At 72.1% G+C, this 22,141-nt stretch carries 19 protein-coding genes and 1 pseudogene; 10 read left to right on the forward strand and 10 right to left on the reverse strand.

What is annotated here, in order from left to right; all coding sequences use genetic code 11:
• Nucleotides 1-36 precede the first annotated feature (36 nt).
• From ACNYC2_RS19245 to ACNYC2_RS19275, 7 genes are all read right to left on the reverse strand, one after another.
• On the reverse strand, nucleotides 37-846 hold the full coding sequence (locus tag ACNYC2_RS19245; protein ID WP_419703333.1) for a carbohydrate ABC transporter permease: 810 nt from the start codon (nucleotides 844-846) through the stop codon (nucleotides 37-39).
• Complete coding sequence (locus tag ACNYC2_RS19250) at nucleotides 843-1,763, reverse strand: carbohydrate ABC transporter permease (RefSeq protein ID WP_419703334.1); 921 nt, start codon at nucleotides 1,761-1,763, stop codon at nucleotides 843-845. The genes ACNYC2_RS19245 and ACNYC2_RS19250 overlap by 4 nt, the downstream gene beginning before the upstream one ends.
• Nucleotides 1,760-3,067 (reverse strand): ABC transporter substrate-binding protein, encoded by a 1,308-nt coding sequence (locus tag ACNYC2_RS19255; RefSeq protein WP_419703335.1) that lies wholly within the window; start codon nucleotides 3,065-3,067, stop codon nucleotides 1,760-1,762. The genes ACNYC2_RS19250 and ACNYC2_RS19255 overlap by 4 nt, the downstream gene beginning before the upstream one ends.
• A gap of 72 nt (nucleotides 3,068-3,139) precedes the next feature.
• A complete protein-coding gene (locus tag ACNYC2_RS19260; protein WP_419703336.1) occupies nucleotides 3,140-4,270 on the reverse strand; it encodes a flavin-containing monooxygenase in 1,131 nt (376 codons plus the stop codon).
• A gap of 58 nt (nucleotides 4,271-4,328) precedes the next feature.
• Nucleotides 4,329-4,718, reverse strand: a complete 390-nt coding sequence (locus ACNYC2_RS19265; protein WP_419703337.1) for a hypothetical protein — start codon at nucleotides 4,716-4,718, stop codon at nucleotides 4,329-4,331.
• Between the two features lie 238 nt (nucleotides 4,719-4,956).
• Nucleotides 4,957-6,213 carry a cellulase family glycosylhydrolase gene (locus tag ACNYC2_RS19270; protein ID WP_419703338.1) on the reverse strand — a complete coding sequence of 419 codons (1,257 nt, stop codon included), beginning with the start codon at nucleotides 6,211-6,213 and terminating at the stop codon, nucleotides 4,957-4,959.
• 76 nt (nucleotides 6,214-6,289) lie between these two features.
• On the reverse strand, nucleotides 6,290-6,787 hold the full coding sequence (locus ACNYC2_RS19275; protein WP_419703339.1) for a MarR family winged helix-turn-helix transcriptional regulator: 498 nt from the start codon (nucleotides 6,785-6,787) through the stop codon (nucleotides 6,290-6,292).
• Nucleotides 6,788-6,921: 134 nt separating this feature from the next.
• Here ACNYC2_RS19275 and ACNYC2_RS19280 point away from each other — a divergent pair, with 134 nt between their 5' ends.
• The 3 genes from ACNYC2_RS19280 (at nucleotide 6,922) to ACNYC2_RS19290 (ending at nucleotide 11,204) form a co-directional block, all read left to right on the forward strand.
• Complete coding sequence (locus ACNYC2_RS19280) at nucleotides 6,922-7,218, forward strand: antibiotic biosynthesis monooxygenase family protein (protein ID WP_419703340.1); 297 nt, start codon at nucleotides 6,922-6,924, stop codon at nucleotides 7,216-7,218.
• A gap of 111 nt (nucleotides 7,219-7,329) precedes the next feature.
• Complete coding sequence (gene cofG / locus ACNYC2_RS19285; protein ID WP_419703341.1) at nucleotides 7,330-9,732, forward strand: 7,8-didemethyl-8-hydroxy-5-deazariboflavin synthase CofG; 2,403 nt, start codon at nucleotides 7,330-7,332, stop codon at nucleotides 9,730-9,732.
• Entirely contained in the window at nucleotides 9,729-11,204 is a 1,476-nt protein-coding gene (locus ACNYC2_RS19290) for a flavin-containing monooxygenase (protein WP_419703342.1), read from the forward strand. The genes cofG and ACNYC2_RS19290 overlap by 4 nt, the downstream gene beginning before the upstream one ends.
• Before the next feature lie 252 nt (nucleotides 11,205-11,456).
• Here ACNYC2_RS19290 and ACNYC2_RS19295 read toward each other — a convergent pair.
• The 3 genes and pseudogenes from ACNYC2_RS19295 to ACNYC2_RS19305 all read right to left on the reverse strand — a co-directional run bounded on the left by ACNYC2_RS19295 (nucleotide 11,457) and on the right by ACNYC2_RS19305 (nucleotide 15,523).
• Nucleotides 11,457-12,108, reverse strand: a pseudogene (locus ACNYC2_RS19295) (response regulator).
• A complete protein-coding gene (locus ACNYC2_RS19300; protein ID WP_419703343.1) occupies nucleotides 12,105-13,460 on the reverse strand; it encodes a sensor histidine kinase in 1,356 nt (451 codons plus the stop codon). Before ACNYC2_RS19300 ends, ACNYC2_RS19295 begins: the two are co-directional and overlap by 4 nt.
• A gap of 2 nt (nucleotides 13,461-13,462) precedes the next feature.
• On the reverse strand, nucleotides 13,463-15,523 hold the full coding sequence (locus ACNYC2_RS19305) for a serine hydrolase domain-containing protein (RefSeq protein ID WP_419703344.1): 2,061 nt from the start codon (nucleotides 15,521-15,523) through the stop codon (nucleotides 13,463-13,465).
• A 232-nt stretch (nucleotides 15,524-15,755) separates the two neighbouring features.
• Between ACNYC2_RS19305 and ACNYC2_RS19310 the strand changes: the two genes are divergently transcribed.
• The 7 genes from ACNYC2_RS19310 to ACNYC2_RS19340 all read left to right on the forward strand — a co-directional run bounded on the left by ACNYC2_RS19310 (nucleotide 15,756) and on the right by ACNYC2_RS19340 (nucleotide 22,126).
• A complete protein-coding gene (locus tag ACNYC2_RS19310; protein WP_419703345.1) occupies nucleotides 15,756-16,775 on the forward strand; it encodes an ornithine cyclodeaminase family protein in 1,020 nt (339 codons plus the stop codon).
• Between the two features lie 168 nt (nucleotides 16,776-16,943).
• On the forward strand, nucleotides 16,944-18,215 hold the full coding sequence (urtA, locus tag ACNYC2_RS19315) for an urea ABC transporter substrate-binding protein (RefSeq protein WP_419703346.1): 1,272 nt from the start codon (nucleotides 16,944-16,946) through the stop codon (nucleotides 18,213-18,215).
• Between the two features lie 28 nt (nucleotides 18,216-18,243).
• Nucleotides 18,244-19,125, forward strand: a complete 882-nt coding sequence (gene urtB, locus ACNYC2_RS19320; protein ID WP_419703347.1) for an urea ABC transporter permease subunit UrtB — start codon at nucleotides 18,244-18,246, stop codon at nucleotides 19,123-19,125.
• Complete coding sequence (urtC, locus tag ACNYC2_RS19325) at nucleotides 19,122-20,243, forward strand: urea ABC transporter permease subunit UrtC (RefSeq protein ID WP_419703348.1); 1,122 nt, start codon at nucleotides 19,122-19,124, stop codon at nucleotides 20,241-20,243. The genes urtB and urtC overlap by 4 nt, the downstream gene beginning before the upstream one ends.
• Entirely contained in the window at nucleotides 20,240-21,103 is an 864-nt protein-coding gene (urtD, locus tag ACNYC2_RS19330) for an urea ABC transporter ATP-binding protein UrtD (RefSeq protein WP_419703349.1), read from the forward strand. Before urtC ends, urtD begins: the two co-directional genes overlap by 4 nt.
• Complete coding sequence (locus tag ACNYC2_RS19335) at nucleotides 21,103-21,801, forward strand: ATP-binding cassette domain-containing protein (RefSeq protein ID WP_419707861.1); 699 nt, start codon at nucleotides 21,103-21,105, stop codon at nucleotides 21,799-21,801. The genes urtD and ACNYC2_RS19335 overlap by 1 nt, the downstream gene beginning before the upstream one ends.
• A 22-nt stretch (nucleotides 21,802-21,823) precedes the next feature.
• Nucleotides 21,824-22,126: an urease subunit gamma gene (locus tag ACNYC2_RS19340; protein WP_377137201.1), complete on the forward strand. Its 303-nt coding sequence runs from the start codon at nucleotides 21,824-21,826 to the stop codon at nucleotides 22,124-22,126.
• The last annotated feature ends 15 nt before the right edge of the window (nucleotides 22,127-22,141 follow it).

Consider the following 22,141-nt stretch of genomic DNA (forward strand, 5'->3'; position numbering starts at 1 on the left):
GTGGCGTGCCGCACACCGTCCGGCATCCGCCGACCGTCAGCGGCCCATCCCCGCCGTCAGACCCGCCACTATCTGCCGTGTGGCCACGAGGAACAGGACCACGAGCGGCAGCGTAGCGATGACGAGGCCCGCGAACAGGGTGGACCACGACGTCTGGTACTCCCCGAAGAACGTGGTCAGACCGACGGGCAGCGTGTACTGGGTACGGTCGCGCACGAGGATGAGCGGATAGAAGAAGTCGTTCCAGATGGGCACGAAGCGGAAGACCACCACGGTGGCGACCGCTGGGCGCACGAGCGGCAGCAGCACCGACCAGAAGGTCCTGAAGGGGCCCGCGCCGTCGATCCGGGCGGCGTCCTCCAGCTCGTCCGGGAGCTGGCGCAGGAACGTGGCCAGCACGAACACCGAGAACGGGATCGAGACCGCCGCGTAGACCAGGATCAGCCCGGTCCGGGTCGAGGCGAGCCCTACGCGATCGAGCAGGTAGAAGATCGGCACGATCATGAGGAACACGGGCATCATCAGGCCCGACACGAACACCTGCTCGATGACGCCCATGAGGCGTGAGCGCGAGCGGGCCAGCGCGTACGCCGCCAGCAGGGACACGACCGTGGACAGCGCGACCGACGCCGTCGTGACGAGCACCGAGTTGAGGAAGTACGTGGAGAACGACGCCTCCACCCAGGCCTGGCGGTACGCGTCCAGCGAGGGGCTGACCGGCACGCCGAGCGGCTCGGCGACGAGCTCCTGATCGGTGCGGAACGAGTTCCACACCATGATCAGCAGCGGCACCAGCGCGACCGCCGCGTAGCCCCAGAGGACCACCTGCACCGCCGCGCGCCTCATGTCAGACCTCGCTCTACACGGCGGAACCACCGCGTGAACAGCACCGACACCCCGACGATCACGACGAACAGCAGGATCGCCACCGCTGACGAGACACCTATCGCGTTGGAGGCTCCCGAGCTGAACGCGGTGCGGTAGAAGAGGAGCGACATGACGTCGGTGGCCCCCGCCGGGCTGCCGTTGGATCCTCCGAGGGCGTACGGGATCGGGAACGCCTCCATGGAGAAGATGAACGTCAGCACGCTCACCGTGCCGATCACCGGCACCAACATGGGCAGCGTGACGTACCAGAACCGCTGGCGGGAGGACGCGCCGTCGAGCATCGCGGCCTCCTCCATCGTGGGGTCGAGCGACCCGAGCGCGGCGCCGTAGACCAGGAGCGGGAACCCTACCCACTGCCACGCCGTCACCAGCACGACCACCCACAGGGCGGTGTCGGGGTCGCCCAGCCAGGGCTGCGCCACCGACTCCAGGCCGACGGCGCGCAGGGCGGCGTTCACCGGGCCGAACAGCGGCGAGAGCAGCAGCGACCACAGGTAGCCGACCACCAGCGGCGAGACGAGGTACGGCATCGTGTACAGCACCTGGAACAGCCGGCGCATCCGCTCCCGCTTGTGCAGCACGTACGCCAGCAGCAGGCCTACGGAGTTCTGCACGACCATCGCGCCGGCGAACAGGAGCCCGTTGTGCGCGAAGGCGCGCGGGAGCTGGCTGCGGTACGGCTCGGTGGTCAGCAGCGTGACGAAGTTGTCCAGCCCCACGAACGAGTCCTGCGCGGTGCCGCGCCAGGAGAACAGCGAGTAGGTCAGGGCCGTCGCCATCGGGTAGAGCACGAAGACGGCGAACAGCGCCGCCGCGGGCAGCAGGAAGAGCAGTGCGACCGACGTCGGGAGCGCCGCTGTGCGACGGCCGCTCACTCGCCCGGCGTCCACCAGGCCGAGAGGCCGTCCTGGATGATTCCCGCGGCCTGCTCGGCGTCGGCGTCGCCGAGGAACAGCTTCTGGCCCGCCTCCCCCATCAGGTCGGTGCCGACGGGGTCGCCGTAGCGGTAGTCCACGAGCAGCAGGTACGGCGCAGGGTTCTCCTGGTACAGGTCCCACATCTCCTGCTGGAGCGGGTCCGAGAACTCGACGCCGGGGATGGGCGAGAACTGCTTGAGCTCGTCCGCGACCAGCTGCCCGAACTCCGGCGTGGCCAGCCAGTTCAGCAGCGTCTCGGCCTCCTCCGGGTGCTCGGTGGCGGCCGACAGGCCCCAGTTCCCGTCCGCGTACCCGGGGCTGACCGGGTGGTCCAGCGCCGCGCCGGGCGGCGGGGGCACCTGGAACACGCCGAGCTCCAGGTCGGGGTTGGCCTCCTGGAAGAACGCCAGCTCGTACGAGCCGCCGGCGAACATCGCCGCCTGCTCCGAGGTGAACAGCACCTGCGCGTCGGTGTACGCCACGCCGGTCACGTCCTCGGGCATGTACTTCTGCAGGTCCTTGAGCGTCTGGATCGAGTCGACGTACGCCGGGTCCGTGAAGTCGGTGTCGCCGTCGCGCAGCGCCTGCTGGAAGTCCGCGCCGCCGTACTGGGCGGACGTCAGGGCGTCGTGCACGGTGGGCACGAACCATCCGTCGCGCGCGCCGACCGCGAGCGGCGTGACGTCCGTCCCGAGCAGCTCGTCGTTGATCGCCAGGAAGTCGTCCCAGGTCTCGGGCTCCTCCAGGCCGTTCTCCTCGAAGATCGCGGTGTTGTAGTAGACCTGGATCGTCTGGGAGGCGAGGGGCACGCCGTAGACCGCGCCGTCCTCGCGCCCGCGAGCGCCGTCGAGGATCGCGTCGTCGAACTCGCCGAGCGCCGGGACGAGGTCCTCGAGCGGTTCGAGGTTGCCGCCCTCGACGAGCGGCTGGAGCAGGCCGTAGGACCGCACCTGCGCGATGTCGGGTCCGTCGGAGCCGGTCAGGCCGGTGCGCAGGATCTGGTCGTACTCGGTGTTGAGGTGGGCCTGGAAGTTCACCGTGATGCACGGGTTGGCCTCTTCGAAGACGTCGAAGATCTTCTCGTACGTCTTGACGTCCTCGGTGCGCCAGGACCACACGTCGAGCGCTACCGCGTCGCCGTCGCACCCCTCCCCCGCCGCCCCGCCGGGTTCCGGACTACCCGTTGACGGTGCGCAGGCGGTGAGCGTGAGGGCCACGAGGGTCGCGGTGGCTCCTGCTGCGAGGGACGTTCGGCGGTTCATGCGCCGGACGCTGCCTGTCCGACGTCGGGCTGTCAAGCAATTTCGCTGTATCGAGACATCGTGTCGCCGGACTCAGCGGCCGGCGGTGACGTTCCGTGCGATCCGGTGGGCGTCGGCCGCCATCTCGCGGAACATGCCGGAGATCGGGTTGGTGAAGCCCGTGAAGTAGAGGCCCCGCGCGGCCGGACGGCCCTTCGTCGCGATCGGCTTCCCGTGCTCGTCGAGGACGCCGAGGTGGCCCAGGACGGGCTCCAGGGCGCGGCGGTAGCCGGTGGCGGCGAGGACGACGTCGGGGGTGAGGCGGGCGCCGTCGGTCAGGACGACGTCGCCGCCGTCGAACCGCTCGATCGCCCTGACGACGCGGATCGTGCCGGCCTGGACGGCGGCGACGAGGCCGATGTCCTGCACGGGGATGGAACCCTGGGCCACGCGTGTGGCCAGGCCGACCTCCGGGATCGGCAGCCCGAGGTGCGCGAGGTCCGGGAAGCTGGCCTTGCGGACGGGGACGCTGAGGGCGTCGACGAGGGCGGTCGGCAGGTGGCGCACCAGCAGGCCCGTGTACTGCGCGGCCCACGGCCCCTGGTTGCGCGGCACGATGTGCGGCGGCGTGCGGACCGCGAGGTGGACGCTCGCGGCGCCGTTCTCCGCGAGGTCCTGCGCGATCTCGGCCCCCGTGTTGCCCACCCCGACGACCAGCACGTCCTTGCCCGCGTACGGGGCCGGGTTGCGGTACCGGCTCGCGTGCACGACCTGCCCGGGGAACGTGTCCTGGCCGGGCCAGCCGGGCAGGTGCGGTGTGTGGTTGTACCCGGTCGCGACGACGACGGCGTCCGCCGTGCGCCGGCCTTCGGCGTCGCCCTCGCCGGTGGTGGTGATCGTCCACACGCCGTCGGCGCGGTCGAGGCGCGTGACCTCGACTCCGTGCTCGATCCGCAGGTCGTGGTGGGCGGCATACGCCTCGAGGTAGCGGACGACGTCGTCCCGGGCTACCCAGCGGCCGAACTCGCGCGGGATCGGGAGACCCGGCAGCTGCGAGAGTCCACGTGTCGTGTGCAGGTGCAGGCGGTCGTAGTGGTGCCGCCACGCGTTGCCCACGTGGTCCGACTTCTCCAGGACCGTGACGTCCGCGCCCTTCGCCCGCAGGGCCGCGGCGGCTGCCAGTCCGGCCGGCCCGGCGCCGATCACGTACACGGTGTGCGACATGGATGGAGCGTAGTGGTCTGGACCTCGGAGACAAGGCCGGCCCGACACGGCGGCCGGCTCAACCCAGCGGTGGACCGAACAGCACCTCGTGCTCCCGGAACGCCAGCTCACCGTCGCTCGTCTCGATGATCGCCACGAGCAGGTCGGTGGTCGCAGTCGTCTCGTGGATCTCGCCTGGTTCCCAGATCGCGGCCTGGCCCGGCTCGATCTCCCAGCGTTCGTCGGCGTCTCCTGCCGTGCCCTTCGACGCGACGATTCCCTCGCCCGCGAGGACGGCGAAGATCTGCCGCCCTACGGCCGGGTGCTCCCCCAGCACCCCGCCCGCGACCATCCGGGCGACGTGCATGGTGGTGCGCTCGGCGTCGAGCACCTGGGGAAGAAGGTCCATGTCGACGCCGTGGCTGTTGAACCGCGAGATCTCCCGCGCCGGGAGCTGGATGATGCGCATTCGACGATCCTCGCAGGCCAGGGCTTGCTGGCGGCTCCTGAGCGTCCAGGCGCGTAGTGCTGTTTCGGTAGGTGCCGGGTGGGCTGAACCTTGTTCGCCTCAGGCCCGTCGAGTTCATCTCAGCTGAACTGTTCAGCTGAGATGAACTCGACGGGCCTGAGGCGATCGGAATTCAGCAGACCTGGCACCCTCTTGTCGTGTCTACCTTGCTACCGCAGCGCCAGGCGGCGGAGCCGGTCTAGAAGTTGTCCGCCGTCCGGATCCGGTCCCGGATCCACCGGCCGGACTCCTTGAGGTTGCCCACCCCGAAGGAACCGCTCGCACAGCTTCCCTGGGTGAGGACCGCGCCGGACCGGTGGTCGTCGGAGAAGTTCCAGTTCACCCAGCTGATCTTCTTGGACGCCGCGAGGTCGAGGTACCGCTGCGACATGGCGAAGTCGTTGGCGCCCTCACCGGCGTAGTCCTGGGTGCCGAACTCCGTGATGAACATGGGGATCCGGTCCGCGGCCCGCGAGAGCGCGCTCAGGTAGTCCTGCCCGTGCGACGCGGCGTAGAAGTGGAACGTGTACATCACGTTCGAGGCGTTGACCGGGTTGTTCACGACCTCGGACTCGGTGGAGCCGTCGGAGACGCCCAGCGAGGACCACGCCCGCGTGCCGAGCAGGATGACGGCGTCCGGGTCCTTCGCGCGGACGACCGGGATGATCTGCTCGTGGTAGCCCTTGATGGTCTGCCAGGACACGCCGTTGGGCTCGTTCGCGACCTCGTAGATGATGTTGTTCTTGCCGTTGTTCCGCTCAGCGATCGCCGTGAAGAACGTCTTGGCGCGCTGCAGGTTGAAGTTCGGGTCGCCCGGGTCGAGCATGTGCCAGTCGACGATCGCGTACATGCCGCGCGCCGTGAGCATGTCGATGTAGCGGTTCACGAGCGCGGTGAAGCGTGCCGGGTCGGTCTCGTAGCCGTCCTCCTGCACGTAGGTGGAGATCCGCACGACGTCGGCGTTCCAGTCGTACGCGAGGGTGTCGAGCGAACCGTCGGTGATGCACTGGGAGTACCACTGGGTGCCGTGCGTGCTCATCCCGCGCAGCTGGATCCGCTTGCCCTGCGCGTTGCACAGACCCACGCCGCACACGCTGAGCTGGCCGTTGGCCGCGACCGGCGTGCCTGCCTCCGGAGCCGGGTCGGTCGGCGTCGGCTCGGGATCCGGACCTCCGTCGCACGTACCGCTGAGGGTCCAGAGCGTGGGCGTCGACGCCGGGTCCCAGCCCGCGCCCGGGTGGGCGGTGTGCGCCTGCGTGGCGGTGTAGGAGCGGCCCTCGTAGGTGACCTGCTGCCCTGCGCGGTAGCTCGTGCCCTCCGCCCAGGTCGGTGCGGAGCACTCGCTCGTGACGGCGGTGACGGCTGTGGCGGGCAGAAGAGGGACGAGGGCCGTTCCTAGCGCCAGCATCGCGGCAGTGGCAACTGCGACGACGATCGGGGCGCGGCGGGAGACCATGATGGGACCACCTCAGTTCGTCTGTTGATCCGGAGCAGGTCGCGGCTACGCTGCCGGCCTGCTGGTCGCCCAGACGCTAGCAAGGTGGGTCGTCGGGTGATATCGGGGATTTCCACACCGTTTCACGCCAGGCACGCTGCAGCTCGGTCACCTCGCGCAGCACCCGCCGGAACTCGGCGTACGCCGCCTCGCCCACCGCCTCGGCATGGCGGCGCTCCAGCGCCTCGACGACGGCGTCGGACCGGGCCATCTGGTCCAGGCCGCGCTCCGTCGGCACCACGAGCTTGGCCCGGCGGTCGGCCGGGTCCGGCCGGCGTTCGACGTAGCCGAGCGCCTCGAGCTCGTCCACCACCTTGCCGACCACCTGCTTGTGCTGGCCCGACCGCTGCGCCAGATCGGTGGCACGACTGCCCTCGGGATCCAGGTACGCGAGCACCGCCCCGTGCTGGGGCCGCAGGTCCGGGTGCCCCTGCTCCGCGAGCCGGGCGAACAGCTCGCCCTGCACCGCGAAGAGCAGGCGGCCCGCGCTCACGCCGAGGTCAGGGTCGGTGCTCTTGCGCTCACTACGTCGCACGGTTGCTCGCTCTCGATCGGTGCGGTCCCCCGCACACTCTAGTCACCGAACCATATAGTCACCGATGTTGACTTTCAATGTAGGTGATCTTACGGTGAGCCCGACCGCAGGAGCCGCACGTCCGAGGAGAGATCATGAGCACGTCCGTCGAGCTGACCCGGTTCCGGGTGGCACCGGAGAACACCGCCACGATGCTGGCCGCGCGACCGGCGATGCTCGCCGACTTCCGCGCCGACCGCTCCGGGTTCCTCGGGGCGCGTCTCGTGCGCCTGCCCGACGACGAGTGGCTCGACGTCGTGGAGTGGCGCTCGTCCGAGGACTTCGCCGCGTCGCGCGTCAAGGGTGCGAACCTGCCGGGGATCGAGGCGTTCTTCGCGACGATCGACACACTCGTCAGCGCCGAGGAGGGAACTCTCGCCGATGGTGAGTGACGCGACATGGCGCACTGCGGGATCACGGTGAGCCGACATCACCCGATGACATAGTGTCGGCCCGTCCCCTCCGGACCATCCCGATCCGGTTCCCGCACCCGAGGTGGGCCCATGACTGTTCCCCTGACCCTGCGCATGCCCTCGCGCGCCGCTGACCAGCCGCAGGCCCCGGACCGTCCGGTCCTGGACGCGGCGCTCGACCGGCTGGAGGACGGCGGTGGCAGCACGCCCGACCGCGCGGACGCCGAGGTGCTCCTGCACGCTCGCGGCGCTGACCTGGACCGGCTCCTCGCCGTCGCGAGCACGATGCGCGACACCGGCCTGGCGGAGGCCGGCCGCCCCGGCGTCATCACGTACTCGCGCAAGGTGTTCGTCCCGCTGACGCACCTGTGCCAGGACCGGTGCCACTACTGCATCTTCGTCCAGTCGCCCGGCAAGCTCGCCAAGGCCGGCATCTCGCCCTACATGGAGGCCGACGCCGTCCTGGAGGTGGCCCGGCAGGGTGCGGAGCTGGGCTGCAAGGAGGCCCTGCTGACGCTCGGCGACCGGCCGGAGAACCGCTGGCCTGTCGCCCGGCAGTGGCTGGACAGCCACGGGTACGCCTCGACCCTCGAGTACGTGGGCCACATGGCGCAGCTCATCCTGGACGAGACCGGCCTGCTCCCGCACCTCAATCCCGGCGTCATGTCGTGGGCGGAGATGCAGCGGCTCAAGCCGGTCGGCCCGTCGATGGGCATGATGCTGGAGACCACGTCGTCGCGGCTGTGGACCGAGAAGGGCGAGGCACACTTCGGCTCCCCCGACAAGGACCCGGCCCTGCGGCTGCGCGTGATCGACGACGCCGGCCGGTCCCGCATCCCGTTCACGACCGGCGTGCTGCTCGGCATCGGCGAGAACTACGCCGAACGCGTGGACTCCATCCTGGCCCTGCGTGACGCGCACGCAAGGCACGGTCACCTGCAGGAGGTGATCGTGCAGAACTTCCGCGCCAAGTCGGCCACCGCGATGATGGGCGCCGAGGACCTGGAGACCCAGGAGTACGCGGCCGCCGTCGCCGTGACCAGGGTGCTGCTCGGCCCGGGCCTGCGCGTGCAGGCCCCGCCCAACCTGACCGACGCCGCCGAGCTCCAGCTCCTGGTGCGCGCCGGCATCGACGACTGGGGCGGCGTCAGCCCGCTGACCCCCGACCACGTGAACCCCGAGCGGCCCTGGCCCCAGATCGAGGACCTGGCGCGGCTCACGGGCGAGGGCGGGTACACGCTGCGCGAACGCCTCACCGCGCACCCGCACTACCTGCGCGAGGCCAGGGACGGCGCGGACTGGCTGGACGACCGCCTGCGCCCCCGCGTCCTGGCACTGGCGGACGACTACGGCCTGGCCCGCCAGGACGCCCTCCTGGGCACCTTCCCCGCCTCCAGCCCGTTGAGTGCTGGATATTCGCCCCTCTCGGGAACGAAGAAGGGCGAATATCCAGCACTCAACGGAGCGGGGAGGCTGGGGCGGCTGATTGGGGACGTCGCCGGCGATCCTGTTGGGGTCGACGACGCGGGTTGGGTCGAGCTGCTGGGGGCGCGCGGTTCCGACCTCGAGGAGCTCGCCGCGCTCGCCGACCAGGTACGGCGTGCACGGGTCGGCGACGCCGTCACCTACGCGGTGAACCGGAACATCGACGCGTCGCGGGGCCTGTCCCCCGAGCAGGTCGAGGAGCTGGCGAAGGAGGCCGTCGCGCTCGGCGCCACGGAGGTGTGCGCGCAGGGCGTGCCGCCGACGTCGGCCGGCGCGGACGGCTACCTCGACCTGGCCCGCGCCGTGAAGCGGGGCGGACCCGGCCTGCACCTGCACGCCTTCCGCCCGGCCGAGCTCGCCGACGGCGCCGCGCGCGCCGGGCTCTCCCTGCCCGACTGGCTGACGACGCTCCGCGAAGCAGGCGTCGACACCGTGCCGGGGACGGGCGCCCGCATCCTCGACGACCGGATCCGGGACCTGCTCACCGGAGGCACCGACATCCCCGCCGAGCGCTGGGTCGAGCTCGTCACCGCCGCGCACACCGCGGGCCTGCGGTCCACGGCGACCATCGTCTACGGGCACGTCGAGACGGCCCGCGACCAGGTGCGGCACCTGCGCACGCTGGCCCGCGTACAGGACGAGACCGGCGGGTTCACCGAGCTGATCCCCATGCCCTGGCTGGCGTCAGAGTCGCCGGTGCCAGTCGCCGGCGCGCGGGCGGCGACCCTGGGCGAGAGCCGCGCCCTGCACGCGGTGGCGCGACTGATGCTCGACGGGCGGATCGACCACGTGCAGGCGGCGTGGACCAAGCTCGGCATGCGTGGTGCGCAGCGCATGCTCGCCGGCGGCGCCGACGACCTCGGCGGCGTGCTGCTCGACGGCGTCCTGGACCCGGACGCCGGCCCCGAGCAGGGGCGCGAGCTGACGGTCGCGGACGTGACGCGGCTCGCCGCCGAGCTGGGCCGGCCCGTACGCCAGCGCACGACCACGTACGAGCAGGTGGGGTGACGGGCACGAACCCCAGAGCCGGAGCGGCCACCGAGGTGGACGTCGCGGTGGTGGGCGCGGGGCTCGCCGGCGTGGGCCTCGGCGCGCGCCTGCGCCGTGCCGGCCGCACGGGCTTCGCCGTCCTGGAGCGGGCCGACGACGTCGGCGGGACCTGGCGCGACAACGTCTACCCGGGCGTCGCGTGCGACATCCCGAGCGCGCTGTACTCCTACTCGTTCCTGCCCCAGCCCGCCTGGTCACGGGTGTTCGCGCCGGGCGCCGAGATCCACGAGTACGTCAGGGACGTCGCACGGTCCGAAGGGCTGACCCCGCACCTGCGCCTCGGCACCGAGCTCACGGACGCCCGCTGGCACGACGACGAGGCCGCATGGCGCCTGACGACGTCGCGCGGTCCCCTGACCGCCCGGGTCCTGGTGACGGCGGTCGGCAGGCTCAGCGAGCCCCGCGTGCCCGACCTCCCGGGTCTCGGCACGTTCCCCGGCCGCGTGTTCCACTCCGCCCGCTGGGACCGCGACCTGCCGGACGGACTACGGGTCGGCGTGGTCGGCACCGGCGCGAGCGCCGTCCAGCTCGTGCCGGAGCTGGCCCGCCGGGCGGCGTCCGTCGTCGTGCTGCAACGGACTCCACCGTGGGTGCTGCCGCGCGGCGACCGGGCCTACGCGCCCGGCGAGGCCCGGCCGGAGCGGGCGGCGCTCGCGGAGGAGGCCGACCTGCTCTTCGAGGCCCGGATCGCCGGTACGACGGCGGAGGCCGCGCTGCGGGAACGCGCGCAGGCGCACCTGCGCGCCCAGGTGCCGGACCCGGCGCTGCGCGCGCTGCTCACCCCCGACTACGCCGTGGGCTGCAAGCGCGCGCTGTTCAGCGACGACTGGTACCCGGCCCTGCAGCAGCCGCACGTCACGTTGGAGCCGGGTCCGCCGGTAGCGGTCGAGGGATCGACGCTGGTCGCGGCGTCGGGCGCGCGGTACGAGGTCGACGTGCTCGTGCTGGCCACGGGGTTCGAGACGACCCGGCCGCCGTTCGCCGACCTGATCACGGGGCGCGGCGGACGGACGCTCGCCGAGCACTGGTCCGGCGGCATGACGAGCCACGCCTCCACGGCCGTGCACGGCTTCCCGAACCTCTTCGTGCTCGACGGCCCGAACGCGGGGCTCGGCCACCACTCCGCCCTCGAGGTGATCGAGGCACAGATCGACTACGTGCTCGGCGCGCTCGACCACCAGGACCGGGCGGGCGGGCCGCTCGAGGTGTCGGCGGCGGCCGAGGCCGCCTACACGCGCGAGATCGACGAGCGCGCCGCCGGCACGGTGTGGCTCCGTGGCGGCTGCCGCAGCTGGTACGTGGACGAACGCTCGGGACGCCTCACGCTCTTGTGGCCCGGCCGGGCGGCGGAGTACCGCGAACGGTTCGGCGTCTTCGACCCGGCCCCGTTCGCACGCGACGGCGCGACCGTCGGCTGCCCACCCGGATAGACGGCCCGGCGAGGGCGACTGAGCCAGACCGAGCGGACCAGACCGAGCGGGCAAGGCATACCCCGGTGGCGGGTGCCAGGTCTGCTGAACTGTGTTCGGCTGAGCCCCGAGTTTGCGGTCTGGGCTGAATAGTTCAGCCCAGGCGAATCCGACGTGGCTGAGGCGAACACAGTTCAGCACACCTGGCACCCCTCGCCAGGGTCTACCTTGCCCCGACGGCCGTCCCCCCAGCGGGGCCGCGGAGACGAGGCGTCAGCCCGGGGCGAGGCCGTTCTGGTAGGCCCAGACCACCGTCTGCAGCCGGTCGCGGGTTCCGATCTTCGCCATCGCGCGTCCGAGGTGAGACTTGACGGTGCTCGTCTCCACCACCAGCTCCTGTGCGATCTCCGCGTTCGACAGCCCCCCTGGCGAGCTGTCGGACGATCTCGGCCTCGCGTGCCGTGAGCTGCGCGGTGAGGTCCGACTCCGGTGCGGGCGGGGCCTTGCGCCGCGCGAACTCGGTGATCACCCGGTGGGTCACCGTCTGGTCGATCAGGCCGTGCCCGTCGGCCAGCCGGCGGACCGCGTCGATCAGCTCCTCCGGCTCGCAGTCCTTGAGGATGAACCCTGAGGCGCCCGCCTCCAGGGCGCCGAAGACGTACTCGTCGAGGTCGAACGTGGTCACGACCAGCACGGCGGGCGGCGTCTCGCCCGCGACGATCTCGCGGGTCGCCGCGAGACCGTCGCCACCGGGCATCCGTACGTCCATGCAGACGACGTCGGGGTGGTGCCGACGGGCGAGCTCGACCGCCGTCAGACCGTTCGCTGCCTCGGCGACCACCTCGATGTCGTCGGCCTGCTCCAGCAGGAACCGGAAGCCGGCGCGGACGACCGCCTGGTCGTCGACGAGCATGACCCTGATCATCCCTGTCCCCCTTCGCGGACCGCCGCGGGAGCCGCGGAGGTCTCGGCGTCCGGCACGTGACGTGCCGGCTCGTGGTGCAGCGGGAGCGTGAGCCGGACCCGCCAGCCGCCGGACGGCGTCGCGCCCGTCGTGAGCGCAGCCCCCACCAGGTGGGCGCGCTCGCCCATCCCGACCAGACCCATGCCCTGCCTGGACGAGTCCCCCGGGGCGGCCCCGGTGCCCCGCTCGTTGACGACCTCGAGCGAGACCTCCCGCTCCGCGAACCGCACCGCCATCCGCACGGGTGCGCCGGGCGCGTGCTGGCGGGCGTTCGACAGCGACTCCTGCGCGACGCGGTAGAACGCCGCGTCCGCGATGGGGGCCAGGTCGCGGGGCCGGCCCTCGCGGACCAGCTCCACGGTGTCCCCCAGGGTGCGCGCCGTCCGCACCAGCCCGTCGAGCGCATCGAGCCCGGGCGGAGGCGCGTCGTGCCCGTCGTCGTCGATGCTCGGGCGTTCACGCAGGACGCCGACGATCAGGCGGAGGCTGTCCAGCGTCTCCTTGCCCTGCCCGCGGATCCACCGGGTGCCGGCCTTCGCCGCCTCGGGGTCGCTGTCGATCTGCCGTTCGACGGCGGCCGCCTGCACGACGAGGCCGGACAGGTGGTGCGCGGCGACGTCGTGCAGCTCGCGGGCCATGCGCGACCGTTCGGCGAAGATCGCCGCCTGGGTGGTCGCGCGCTGCGTGCGGAGCAGCTCGGCGGCCCGGAGGTGGAGCAGCTCGACGTAGCGGCGGCGGGTCGCCACCGCCCCGCCGACCAGGGCGCTGACCATGTAGGTGCCGATGCCAGCCGCGAGATGGTTCGCGGCCGGCATCAGCAGGCCGTTGCCCGACACGAGGGCTGTCACCGCCGCCGTCAGGACCCCGACCGGAACCGCCGCACCGGTGACCATCAGGGCCCGGCGGGTGGGCAGCAGCGTTCCGACCGTGTATCCGGCGATGACCTGCGGGATGCCGCCGACCGACAGGTCGGGGGGCGAAGCGGCGATGACGAGCACCTGAACGGCCACGACGAGGCCCAGGCAGAGGACCGGACGGGTGCGGCGCAGGACCAGCGGCAGCGCCTGGGCGCACGTGGCGACCGCCAGCAGGACGCCCTGCGCCGGACCGACCGTCAGGTCCTCCGCCTCCAGCACGTACTGGAAGAGCACCACCAGCAGGCCCGCGGTCAGCAGGGCGACGACCGCGGCCAGCAGTGCGTCCTGCGCCGGCCGGGTGGTCACGCCGAGCCGGGTCAGCAGGCTGTCGAGCCTGCCGACGCGCGGCGGGACCGGAACGTCGTCGAACACCGTGGGGCCGTCCGTGGTGGGCATCGTCAGTACGATACCGACGGCGCGAGCAGGCGGAACTCGACGGCGAACCAGGCGATTCCGGCCAGGGCGAGCAGCACGAGCACGGCGCCGAGGATCCTGCGCCAGCCGTGGCGGTGCCGGATCGCGCCGACCACCTGGAGCGCCGCGGGGACGATACCCAGCACGCCGAGGCCCTGGACCACCTGCAGCTGGCGCAGGGAGAACTCGGAGACGTCCTGGAGGCCCATCACGGTGAGCACCGTTGCCGTCCAGCCGCCGAGGGCGAGCACCGCGCAGACCGTCGCGATGTTGGTGAGCAGCCTGGCGACCCGGCCGGAGCGCTCCTGGTGGAGACGCACGGCCCGCTCGGGCACGGCCGTGGACCCCGAGACCGACCGCCGCCGGACCCGCCGCGTGATCGCACCGACCGGCCACGCGACGGCCGCGACGAGCAGGATCAGCGCGGACACGCCGAGCACGGGGAGCGCCACCGCCTGGGCACGCTCCGGCTGGGCGGGCAGCAGGGTGAAGGCGCCCTCGATGCCGATCGCCTCGACCTTGTCGTCGGCGACGCGCATGGCGATGACGCGCTGGCCGTCGACCTCACGCCAGACCCACGGCTCGATCTCCTCGTACAGGGCGGGCGAGTCGCTGAGGGGACCCGGCGTGATCAGGAGGCGGCCGTCGGCGCGCGCCGTGAGCTGGGTGGTGCTGAAGGCCTCCATCGAGGCCAGGAACGTGCTCTGCATGCCGCGCGAGGCGACGTAGCTGCCCTCGGCGATCGCGGCGTGCTCCTTGGCGGTCGCGTCGTCGACGGTGCCGGCCGCCGGGGCGGACTCCGCCGGGAAGTAGCGGTCGGTGAAGCCGTGCAGCACCGCGTCGCGCAGCTCGAGGGTCGCGAGGCCGCTGTCGCCCGTGCTGTTGAACGAGACGAAGATCCCGGTGCGCTCCTCCGGGTAGAGCTGCAGGTGGGAGTGGAAGTAGTTGGTGTCGCCGCCGTGGCCGATGATCCAGCGCCCGTTGCGGCTCTCGTCGAAGAACCCGAGCGTCATCCGCGGGGACGCCGCGAGGTTGCCCAGCGAGCTCTCGTCCAGCGCCGGGGCGTGCATCAGGTCGAGCGTCCCGGGCTCCAGGATGGAACCCGTGCCGGGTTCGCCGAGCTGGGCCAGCATGAAGCGCGCCATGTCGGGTGCCGAGGCGGTCAGGGCACCGGCGGGCGGCGTCCCGACGATCTCGAACGGGCCGGGGGCGTCCGCCGACGTCGCGTAGCCCTTGGACATCCGGTCGCGGAGCGCGTCGGGCAGCGGCTGCTCGAAGGTCGACGACGTCATGCCGGCGGGCGTGAGGATGTTCTGCTGGACGTACTCCTCGAACGGCACGCCGCTCACGTGCTCGACGATGTACCCGGCCAGCGAGTTGCCGTAGTTCGAGTAGGCGGGGACGGTACCGGGCTCGTAGACCTGCTCGGGCGGGTCCTCCGCCAGCTCGTCCCGGAGCACCGGCGACACGTCGCCCGAGCCGATGAGGCCACCGAGCCGCTCCTCGAAGCCCGCGGTGTGCGTGAGCAGGTGGCGCATGGTGATCGGCCCGTCGAACGATCGCGGGACGTCGAAGTCGAGGTACTCCGCGATGTCGGTGTCGAGGTCGACGTCGCCGCTCTCGACCAGCTGCATGGCGGCGGTGGCGGTGAACAGCTTGGAGACCGAACCCGGGCGGAACAGCGTGCTCTCCGGGTCGACCGGTACCGCCTCGCCGCCCGTCGTGCCCGTGTCGGCGTAGCCGTAGCCGCGGGTGGTGACGACCTTGCCGTCGTCGACCACCGTGACGACGCCGCCCGCGATGCCCGCGCTCTCCAGCGCGGAGGGCAGCAGGCCGTCGAGCCAGGCGTCGACGTCCGCCTGCTCGAGAGCGTGCTCGCCCGCCGGGGCGGAGACGGGCGGGGGCGGTGTCGGCTCGGAGGCGGTCGCGGCGGACGCCGGGAGGCCCGCGGCGACGGTGATCGCTAGCGCCCCCACGGCGGCGAGCGCCGCCAGGGTGCGCACGCGGCCGGGCCGTTGGGTGGGTAGTTCATAGGTCGGGGACATCGTCGCGCTCCTCGCGCTCGGCGGGTGTTCGGGCTGGTCCGGAGGCTTTCTTCCGGACGCCCCAAGCCTGTCGGGCGGGCAGCGGCGGCACATCGCCCGCGAGCATGCACCTGGCCTACGACCTTTGGCGGAGGAGGCCTCCGCCCGAGGTCGATGACCATGTACTTGCTGCCAGAGCACGGCCGGTTCTGGCAGCAAGTACATGGTCAGTTCCCTGGATAGGCTCGGGCGGATGAGCGCGCCCCTCGTCCTCGATGCCGCGGCGGTGGCCGCCGCCTGTCCGCCCGCCGACGCCGTCGCCGCGATCACCGCCGCGCTGGACCGCGGGCTGGATCCCGCCACCGACCTCCCCCGCCAGGCCGTCCCGCTGGAGGCCGGCCAGCTCCTGCTCATGCCGTCCGACGGCGGCGGCGCCCTCACCCATGTCGGCGTCAAGGTCGCCACGGTCGCACCCGGCAACCCGGAGCGGGGCCTGCCCCGGGTCCAGGGTTCGTACCTCCTGCTCGACGCCGCGACGCTCGGCGTCGTCGCCGTGCTCGACGGCATCGCCCTGACGACGCTCCGCACGCCGGCCGTGTCCGTCGCGGCGGTGCGGGGCAGGCTCCGCGCCGGGACGACGCCGCTGCGGGTGGCCGTGTTCGGCTCCGGACCCCAGGCCCACGGCCACGTCGCCACGCTGGAGGCCGCTCTGGCCGGACGTCGCCGGCTCACGTCCGTGACCCAGCTCGTCCGGGACCCCTCTCGCTGGTCGAGCGCGTCTCGCGGGTCGAGCTTGTCGAGACCTGGGTTTCGACAAGCTCAACCCGCGAGTCAGGCGGGGTCCGGGCCGATCGACGGCGCGCGCCTCGTCCGGCTCGGCACCCCGGAGTCGGACGACGCCCTGCGCGCCGCCGACGTCGTCGTCTGCGCGACGTCGGCGCGCGAGCCGCTGTTCGACGCCGACCTGATCGCCGACGCCGCGGTGGTCGTCGCGGTGGGGTCGCACGAGCCGGACGCCCGGGAGCTGCCCGCCGGTCTGCTCGGCCGGGCCACCGTCGTCGTCGAGGATCGTGCCGCGGCCCTGCGTGAGGCGGGCGACGTCGTGCTGGCCGTCGCCGAGGGTGCGCTCCGTGCGGAGGACCTGGTCCCGATGCGCGACGTCGTCACGGGCGCCGTCCGCCCGGACCCTGCCCGGCCGCTGGTCTTCAAGAGCACCGGGATGTCGTGGGAGGACCTGGTCGTGGCCGAGGCGGTGCTGGGGGGCGCGAGCTGACCCTCGGCGCAGGTCACGGCCCCGTACCCAGCCGAAACACAAGCGCCCACAGGGAAACACGAAAGTTACCGCCGAAGAGCTGGAGCGACATCTCCGTCCACTTAGGTTCATTTGAACCTAAACGGTCGGCCCACCCTGGGCCGTCGGCCATGAAACGGAGCATCCCCCATGCGTCTTCGGTCCCCGTCGCCCCACGGCGCGACGCGCCTGAGCACCGTCTCGCTCGCCGCCCTGTGCGTCATCGCCCTGAGCGCCTGCGGGGCGCGGGTCGACGCCGGCAGCCCCGGCGCGTCCAGCTCCGCCGAGAGCTGTGTCGACACGTCAGGCGACACCGTCAAGATCGGCTTCCTCAACTCGCTGTCGGGCACGATGGCGATCTCGGAGCAGACGGTCCACGACTCCCTGCAGCTCGCCGCCCAGGAGATCAACGCCGACGGCGGCGTGCTCGGCAAGCAGCTCGAGATCGTCTCGGAGGACGGCCAGTCCGAGCCCACGATCTTCGCCGAGAAGGCCGGCAAGCTGATCACGAGCGACTGCGTCGCGGCGGTGTTCGGGGGCTGGACCTCGGCGTCGCGCAAGGCGATGCTGCCCGTGTTCGAGGCCCAGGACTCCCTGCTGTTCTACCCGGTGCAGTACGAGGGCCTGGAGTCGTCGCCGAACATCTTCTACACGGGCGCCACGACCAACCAGCAGATCGTGCCGGCGCTGGACTACCTCGCCGAGCAGGGCACGAAGTCCCTGTTCCTGGTGGGCTCGGACTACGTCTTCCCGCGCACGGCGAACAAGATCATCAACGCGTACGCCGAGGCCCACGACATCGAGATCGTCGGCGAGGAGTACGCGCCGCTCGGCCACACCGACTTCTCGACGATCGTCAACAAGGTCAAGTCCGCCGACGCCGACGCCGTGTTCAACACCCTCAACGGCGACTCCAACGTCGCGTTCTTCAAGGAGTACAACAACGTCGGCATGTCCGCCGACGAGATGCCCGTCGTCTCGGTGTCCATCGCCGAGGAGGAGGTCGGCGGCATCGGCATCGACAACGTCGAGGGCCAGCTCACCGCCTGGAACTACTACCAGACCGTGGACAGCCCCGCGAACAACGCGTTCGTCGAGGCCTTCAAGGCGGAGTACGGCGAGGACCGTCCCACGTCCGACCCGATGGAGGCCGCCTACACCTCCCTCTACCTCTGGAAGGCGATGGTCGAGAAGGCCGAGTCGTTCGCCGTCGACGACGTGACCGCTGCCGCGGACGGCGTCACCTTCGACGCCCCCGAGGGCGAGGTGATCGTCAACGGCGACAACCACCACATCGCCAAGACCGCCCTCATCGGCAAGATCGGCGCGGACGGCCTGATCCACACCGAGTGGAGCTCGGAGGAACCGATCGAGCCCGACCCGTTCCTCGAGGGCTACGACTGGGCCGACGGGCTGTCCTGACCGGGCCCCGGGAAGAAACGGGACCCGCATGGACATCCTCGCCCAGCTCTTCGCCGGACTGAGCCTCGGCTCCGTCCTCCTCCTCGCCGCCCTCGGGCTGTCCCTGACGTTCGGCCAGATGGGCGTCATCAACATGGCCCACGGCGAGTTCATGATGGCCGGCGCCTACACCGCGTTCGTCGTCCAGGGCGTGGTCGGCGACGCCGGGGTGAGCCTGCTCGTCGCGCTGCCGCTGGGCTTCCTCGTCGGCGGCCTGCTCGGCCTGCTCCTCGAGGCGACGCTCATCCACCGCATGTACCGGCGGCCGCTGGACACCCTGCTGGTCACCTGGGGCGTCGCGCTCGTGCTCCAGCAGGTCGCGCGGGACGTGTTCGGCGCACCCAATGTCGACGTCGCCGCGCCCGCCTGGCTGTCGGGCGCGGTCCAGGTCGGCGGGCTCGCGCTGCCCCGGACGCGCCTGTTCATCCTGGCGCTCGCCCTCGTGTGCGTCGTCGCCCTCGCGGTGGCGCTGCGGGCCACCCCGCTCGGCCGGCGCATCCGCGCCGTCGTGCAGAACCGGGACCTGGCCGAGGCGTCCGGCATCTCGTCGCGGGCGACCGACCGGGTCACGTTCTTCATCGGGTCGGGGCTGGCCGGCATCGCGGGCGTCGCGCTCACGCTGCTCGGCTCGGTCGGGCCGACGCTCGGGACCAGCTACATCGTCGACGCGTTCCTCGTGGTCGTGGCCGGCGGTATCGGCCAGATCAAGGGCACGGTGATCGCCGCGACGGCGCTGGGCCTGATGCAGTCGTTCTTCGAGTACTCGACGACGGCCTCCGTCGCCAAGGTGCTCGTGTTCGTCGCCATCGTGGCCTTCCTGCAGCTACGACCCCAGGGCCTGGTCTCGGTCCGGACGAGGAGCCTCGCATGACCGTCCTGACCGCACTCGTCCGCCCCGGGCGCACCCGCACGCTCGTGATGTTCGGCCTCGCGGCCGCGCTCCTGCTGCTCGCGCCCGTGGTGCTGAGCCCGTTCCGCCTCGACCTGCTCGCCAAGTTCCTCTGCCTCGCCATGGTCGCGGTCGGGATCGGCCTGGCGTGGGGCCGCGGCGGCCTGCTCACCCTGGGCCAGGGGGTCTACTTCGGCCTCGGGGCCTACCTGATGGCCATGCACCTCAAGCTGGCCGACGCCGGTCCGGGCGGCGTCCCGGACTTCATGCTGCTGTACGGCACGGGGCAGGTACCCGGCTGGTGGGAGCCGCTGCGCTCCCCCGTCTCGGCGATCCTGCTGGTCGTGCTCGTCCCGGCCGGGCTGGCCGCGCTGCTCGGCTGGGCCGTGTTCACCCGGCGGGTGCGGGGCGCGTACTTCGCGATCCTGTCCCAGGCGCTGGCGGCGGCCTTCGCCGTCCTGCTCATCGGCCAGCAGCAGACCACCGGCGGGACCAACGGGCTCAACGGGTTCCGGGCGTTCTTCGGCTACGACCTGGCCGACCCGGTCAACAAGCAGATGCTCTACCTGATCGCCGCGGGCGTCCTGCTCGGGATGGTCGCCGTGATGCGGCAGCTCACCGTCTCCCGGTTCGGCGAGCTGCTGATCGCGGTGCGGGACCAGGAGGACCGCGTCCGGTTCCTCGGCTACGACCCCGCCCTCGTGAAGGTCGTCGCCTACGTGGTCGCCGCGGTCATGGCGGCGGTCGGCGGCGCGCTGTTCGTGCCGATCGTGGGCATCATCTCGCCGGCCGACGTCGGCGTGGTGCCGTCCATCGGCTTCCTCATCGGCGTGGCGATCGGCGGGCGCGCGACCCTGCTCGGCCCGGTGCTCGGCTCGATAGCGGTGAGCTGGGCGCAGACCTCGATCTCCGAGCAGTTCCCGTCGGGCTGGATCTACTTCCAGGGCGCCCTGTTCGTCCTGGTCATCGCGTTCCTGCCCGGCGGTCTCGCGTCCGTCGTCGGGACGCTGCGGCGCCGTCGCGCCGCCGAGCCCGCCACTGACGGGCCGGCCACGGACCTGCTCGCTGACGGGCCGGCCACGGAAAGGAGCCCCGCATGAACGACACCTCACCGACCGCGGAACAGCCCGGGACCGAGATCGACCTGGCCGCGGCCGAGGCGCTGCTCGGCACGGACACCGCGCGGTTCCGGCACGACTACCTGGAGGTGCGCGGGCTGCGGGTCGAGTTCGACGGCTTCGTCGCCGTGCGCGACGTCGACCTCACGGTCACGCAGGGCGACCTGCGGTTCCTCATCGGCCCGAACGGCGCGGGCAAGACGACGCTCATCGACGCCGTCACCGGCCTGGTCCGGGCCACCGGCTCGGCCGCCTTCGGCCGGACCGAGCTGCTCGGGCGCAGCACCCACCGCATCGCCCGGGCCGGCGTCGGGCGCACGTTCCAGACGGCCAGCGTGTTCGAGGAGCTGACCGTGCTGCAGAACCTCGACATCGCGGCCGGTGCGCGGCGTGGGGCGCTGACCCTGCTGCGGCGTCGGCGGGACGTACCGGAGGCCGTAGAGCACGCGCTGGAGACGGTAGGCCTGACGGCGCTGCGGGACGTGCCGGCCGGCGTGCTCGCGCACGGCCAGAAGCAGTGGCTGGAGATCGGGATGCTGCTCGTGCAGGACGCCCACCTGCTGCTGCTCGACGAGCCTGTGGCGGGCATGACCCAGGCCGAGCGCGAGGAGACCGGCGAGCTGCTGCGCCGCATCGGGTCGCAGCGGGTGGTGGTCGTCGTCGAGCACGACATGGAGTTCCTCCGGTCCTTCGCCGACTCGGTCACCGTCATGCACCAGGGGCGGGTGCTCGCGGAGGGCACCGTGCACGAGGTGCAGAACGACCCGGCGGTCGTCGAGGTCTACCTCGGCGCTCCGACGACGGCCCCGGCGACAGCCCCGAGTGAAGGAGACATCGCGTGATGCTGGAGCTGAGCGGCGTGACCACGGGCTACGGGCGCACGACGGTGGTGCACGACGTCGACCTGACCGTGCCCGACGGCGGGCTGACCGCCGTGCTGGGCCACAACGGCGCGGGCAAGACGACCCTGCTGCGGGCGGTGCTCGGCCTGCTGCCCGTGCGCGCCGGGACGGTGCGGCTCGCGGGCGAGGACGTCACCCGGCTCGCGCCGCACCAGCGGGTGCGGCGCGGCATCGCCTACGTGCCGCAGGGCCAGCAGTCCTTCGGGCTGCTGAGCGCGCGCGAGAACCTCCAGGTGGTCGCGGACGCCCACGGACGTGCCGCCCGACGCCGGGCGGCCGAGGCACTCGACCTGTTCCCCGCGCTGCGCGACCTGCTGGGCCGCCAGGCCGGGCTGCTGTCCGGTGGGCAGCGGCAGCAGCTCGCGATCGCCCGGGCACTGGTCACGGGACCGCGGCTGCTCGTGCTGGACGAGCCGGTCGAGGGCATCCAGCCCAACGTCGTCGGCGAGATCTACGCCGCGATCTCCGCGCTCACCACGGCCGGCGACCTGTCCGTGCTGCTCGTCGAGCAGCACATCGGCTACGCCGTGGAGCACGCCGCCGAGTTCGCGGTGCTCGCCTCCGGCCGGGTCGCCCACCGCGGCCAGGGCGGCGGCCCGGCCGCGGCCCAGGCAGCCCGAACGGCGCTGACCCTGTGACCGCCCGCTGGCTGGAGGGGCCGTGCACCTGAGCCCTGCCGACGTCGAGAAGCTGCTGCTGGCCACCGCCGGGATGGTCGCGCGCGACCGCCTGGCGCGTGGCGTGCGGCTCAACTACCCGGAGTCCGTGGCGCTGCTGTCCTGCTGGGTGATCGAGCGCGCCCGCGAGGGTGCCGACGTCGCGACGCTCATGGACACCGGCCGCGAGGTCCTGGTCCGCGAGCAGGTCATGGACGGCGTCCCGGAGATGCTCACCGACGTCCAGGTCGAGGCCACGTTCCCCGACGGCCGCAAGCTCGTGACGCTCCACCACCCGGTCCAGTAGCCGGTCCTGCAGAGA

The organism is Promicromonospora sp. NFX87 (genome assembly GCF_048564965.1).
Lineage (GTDB): Bacteria > Actinomycetota > Actinomycetes > Actinomycetales > Cellulomonadaceae > Promicromonospora.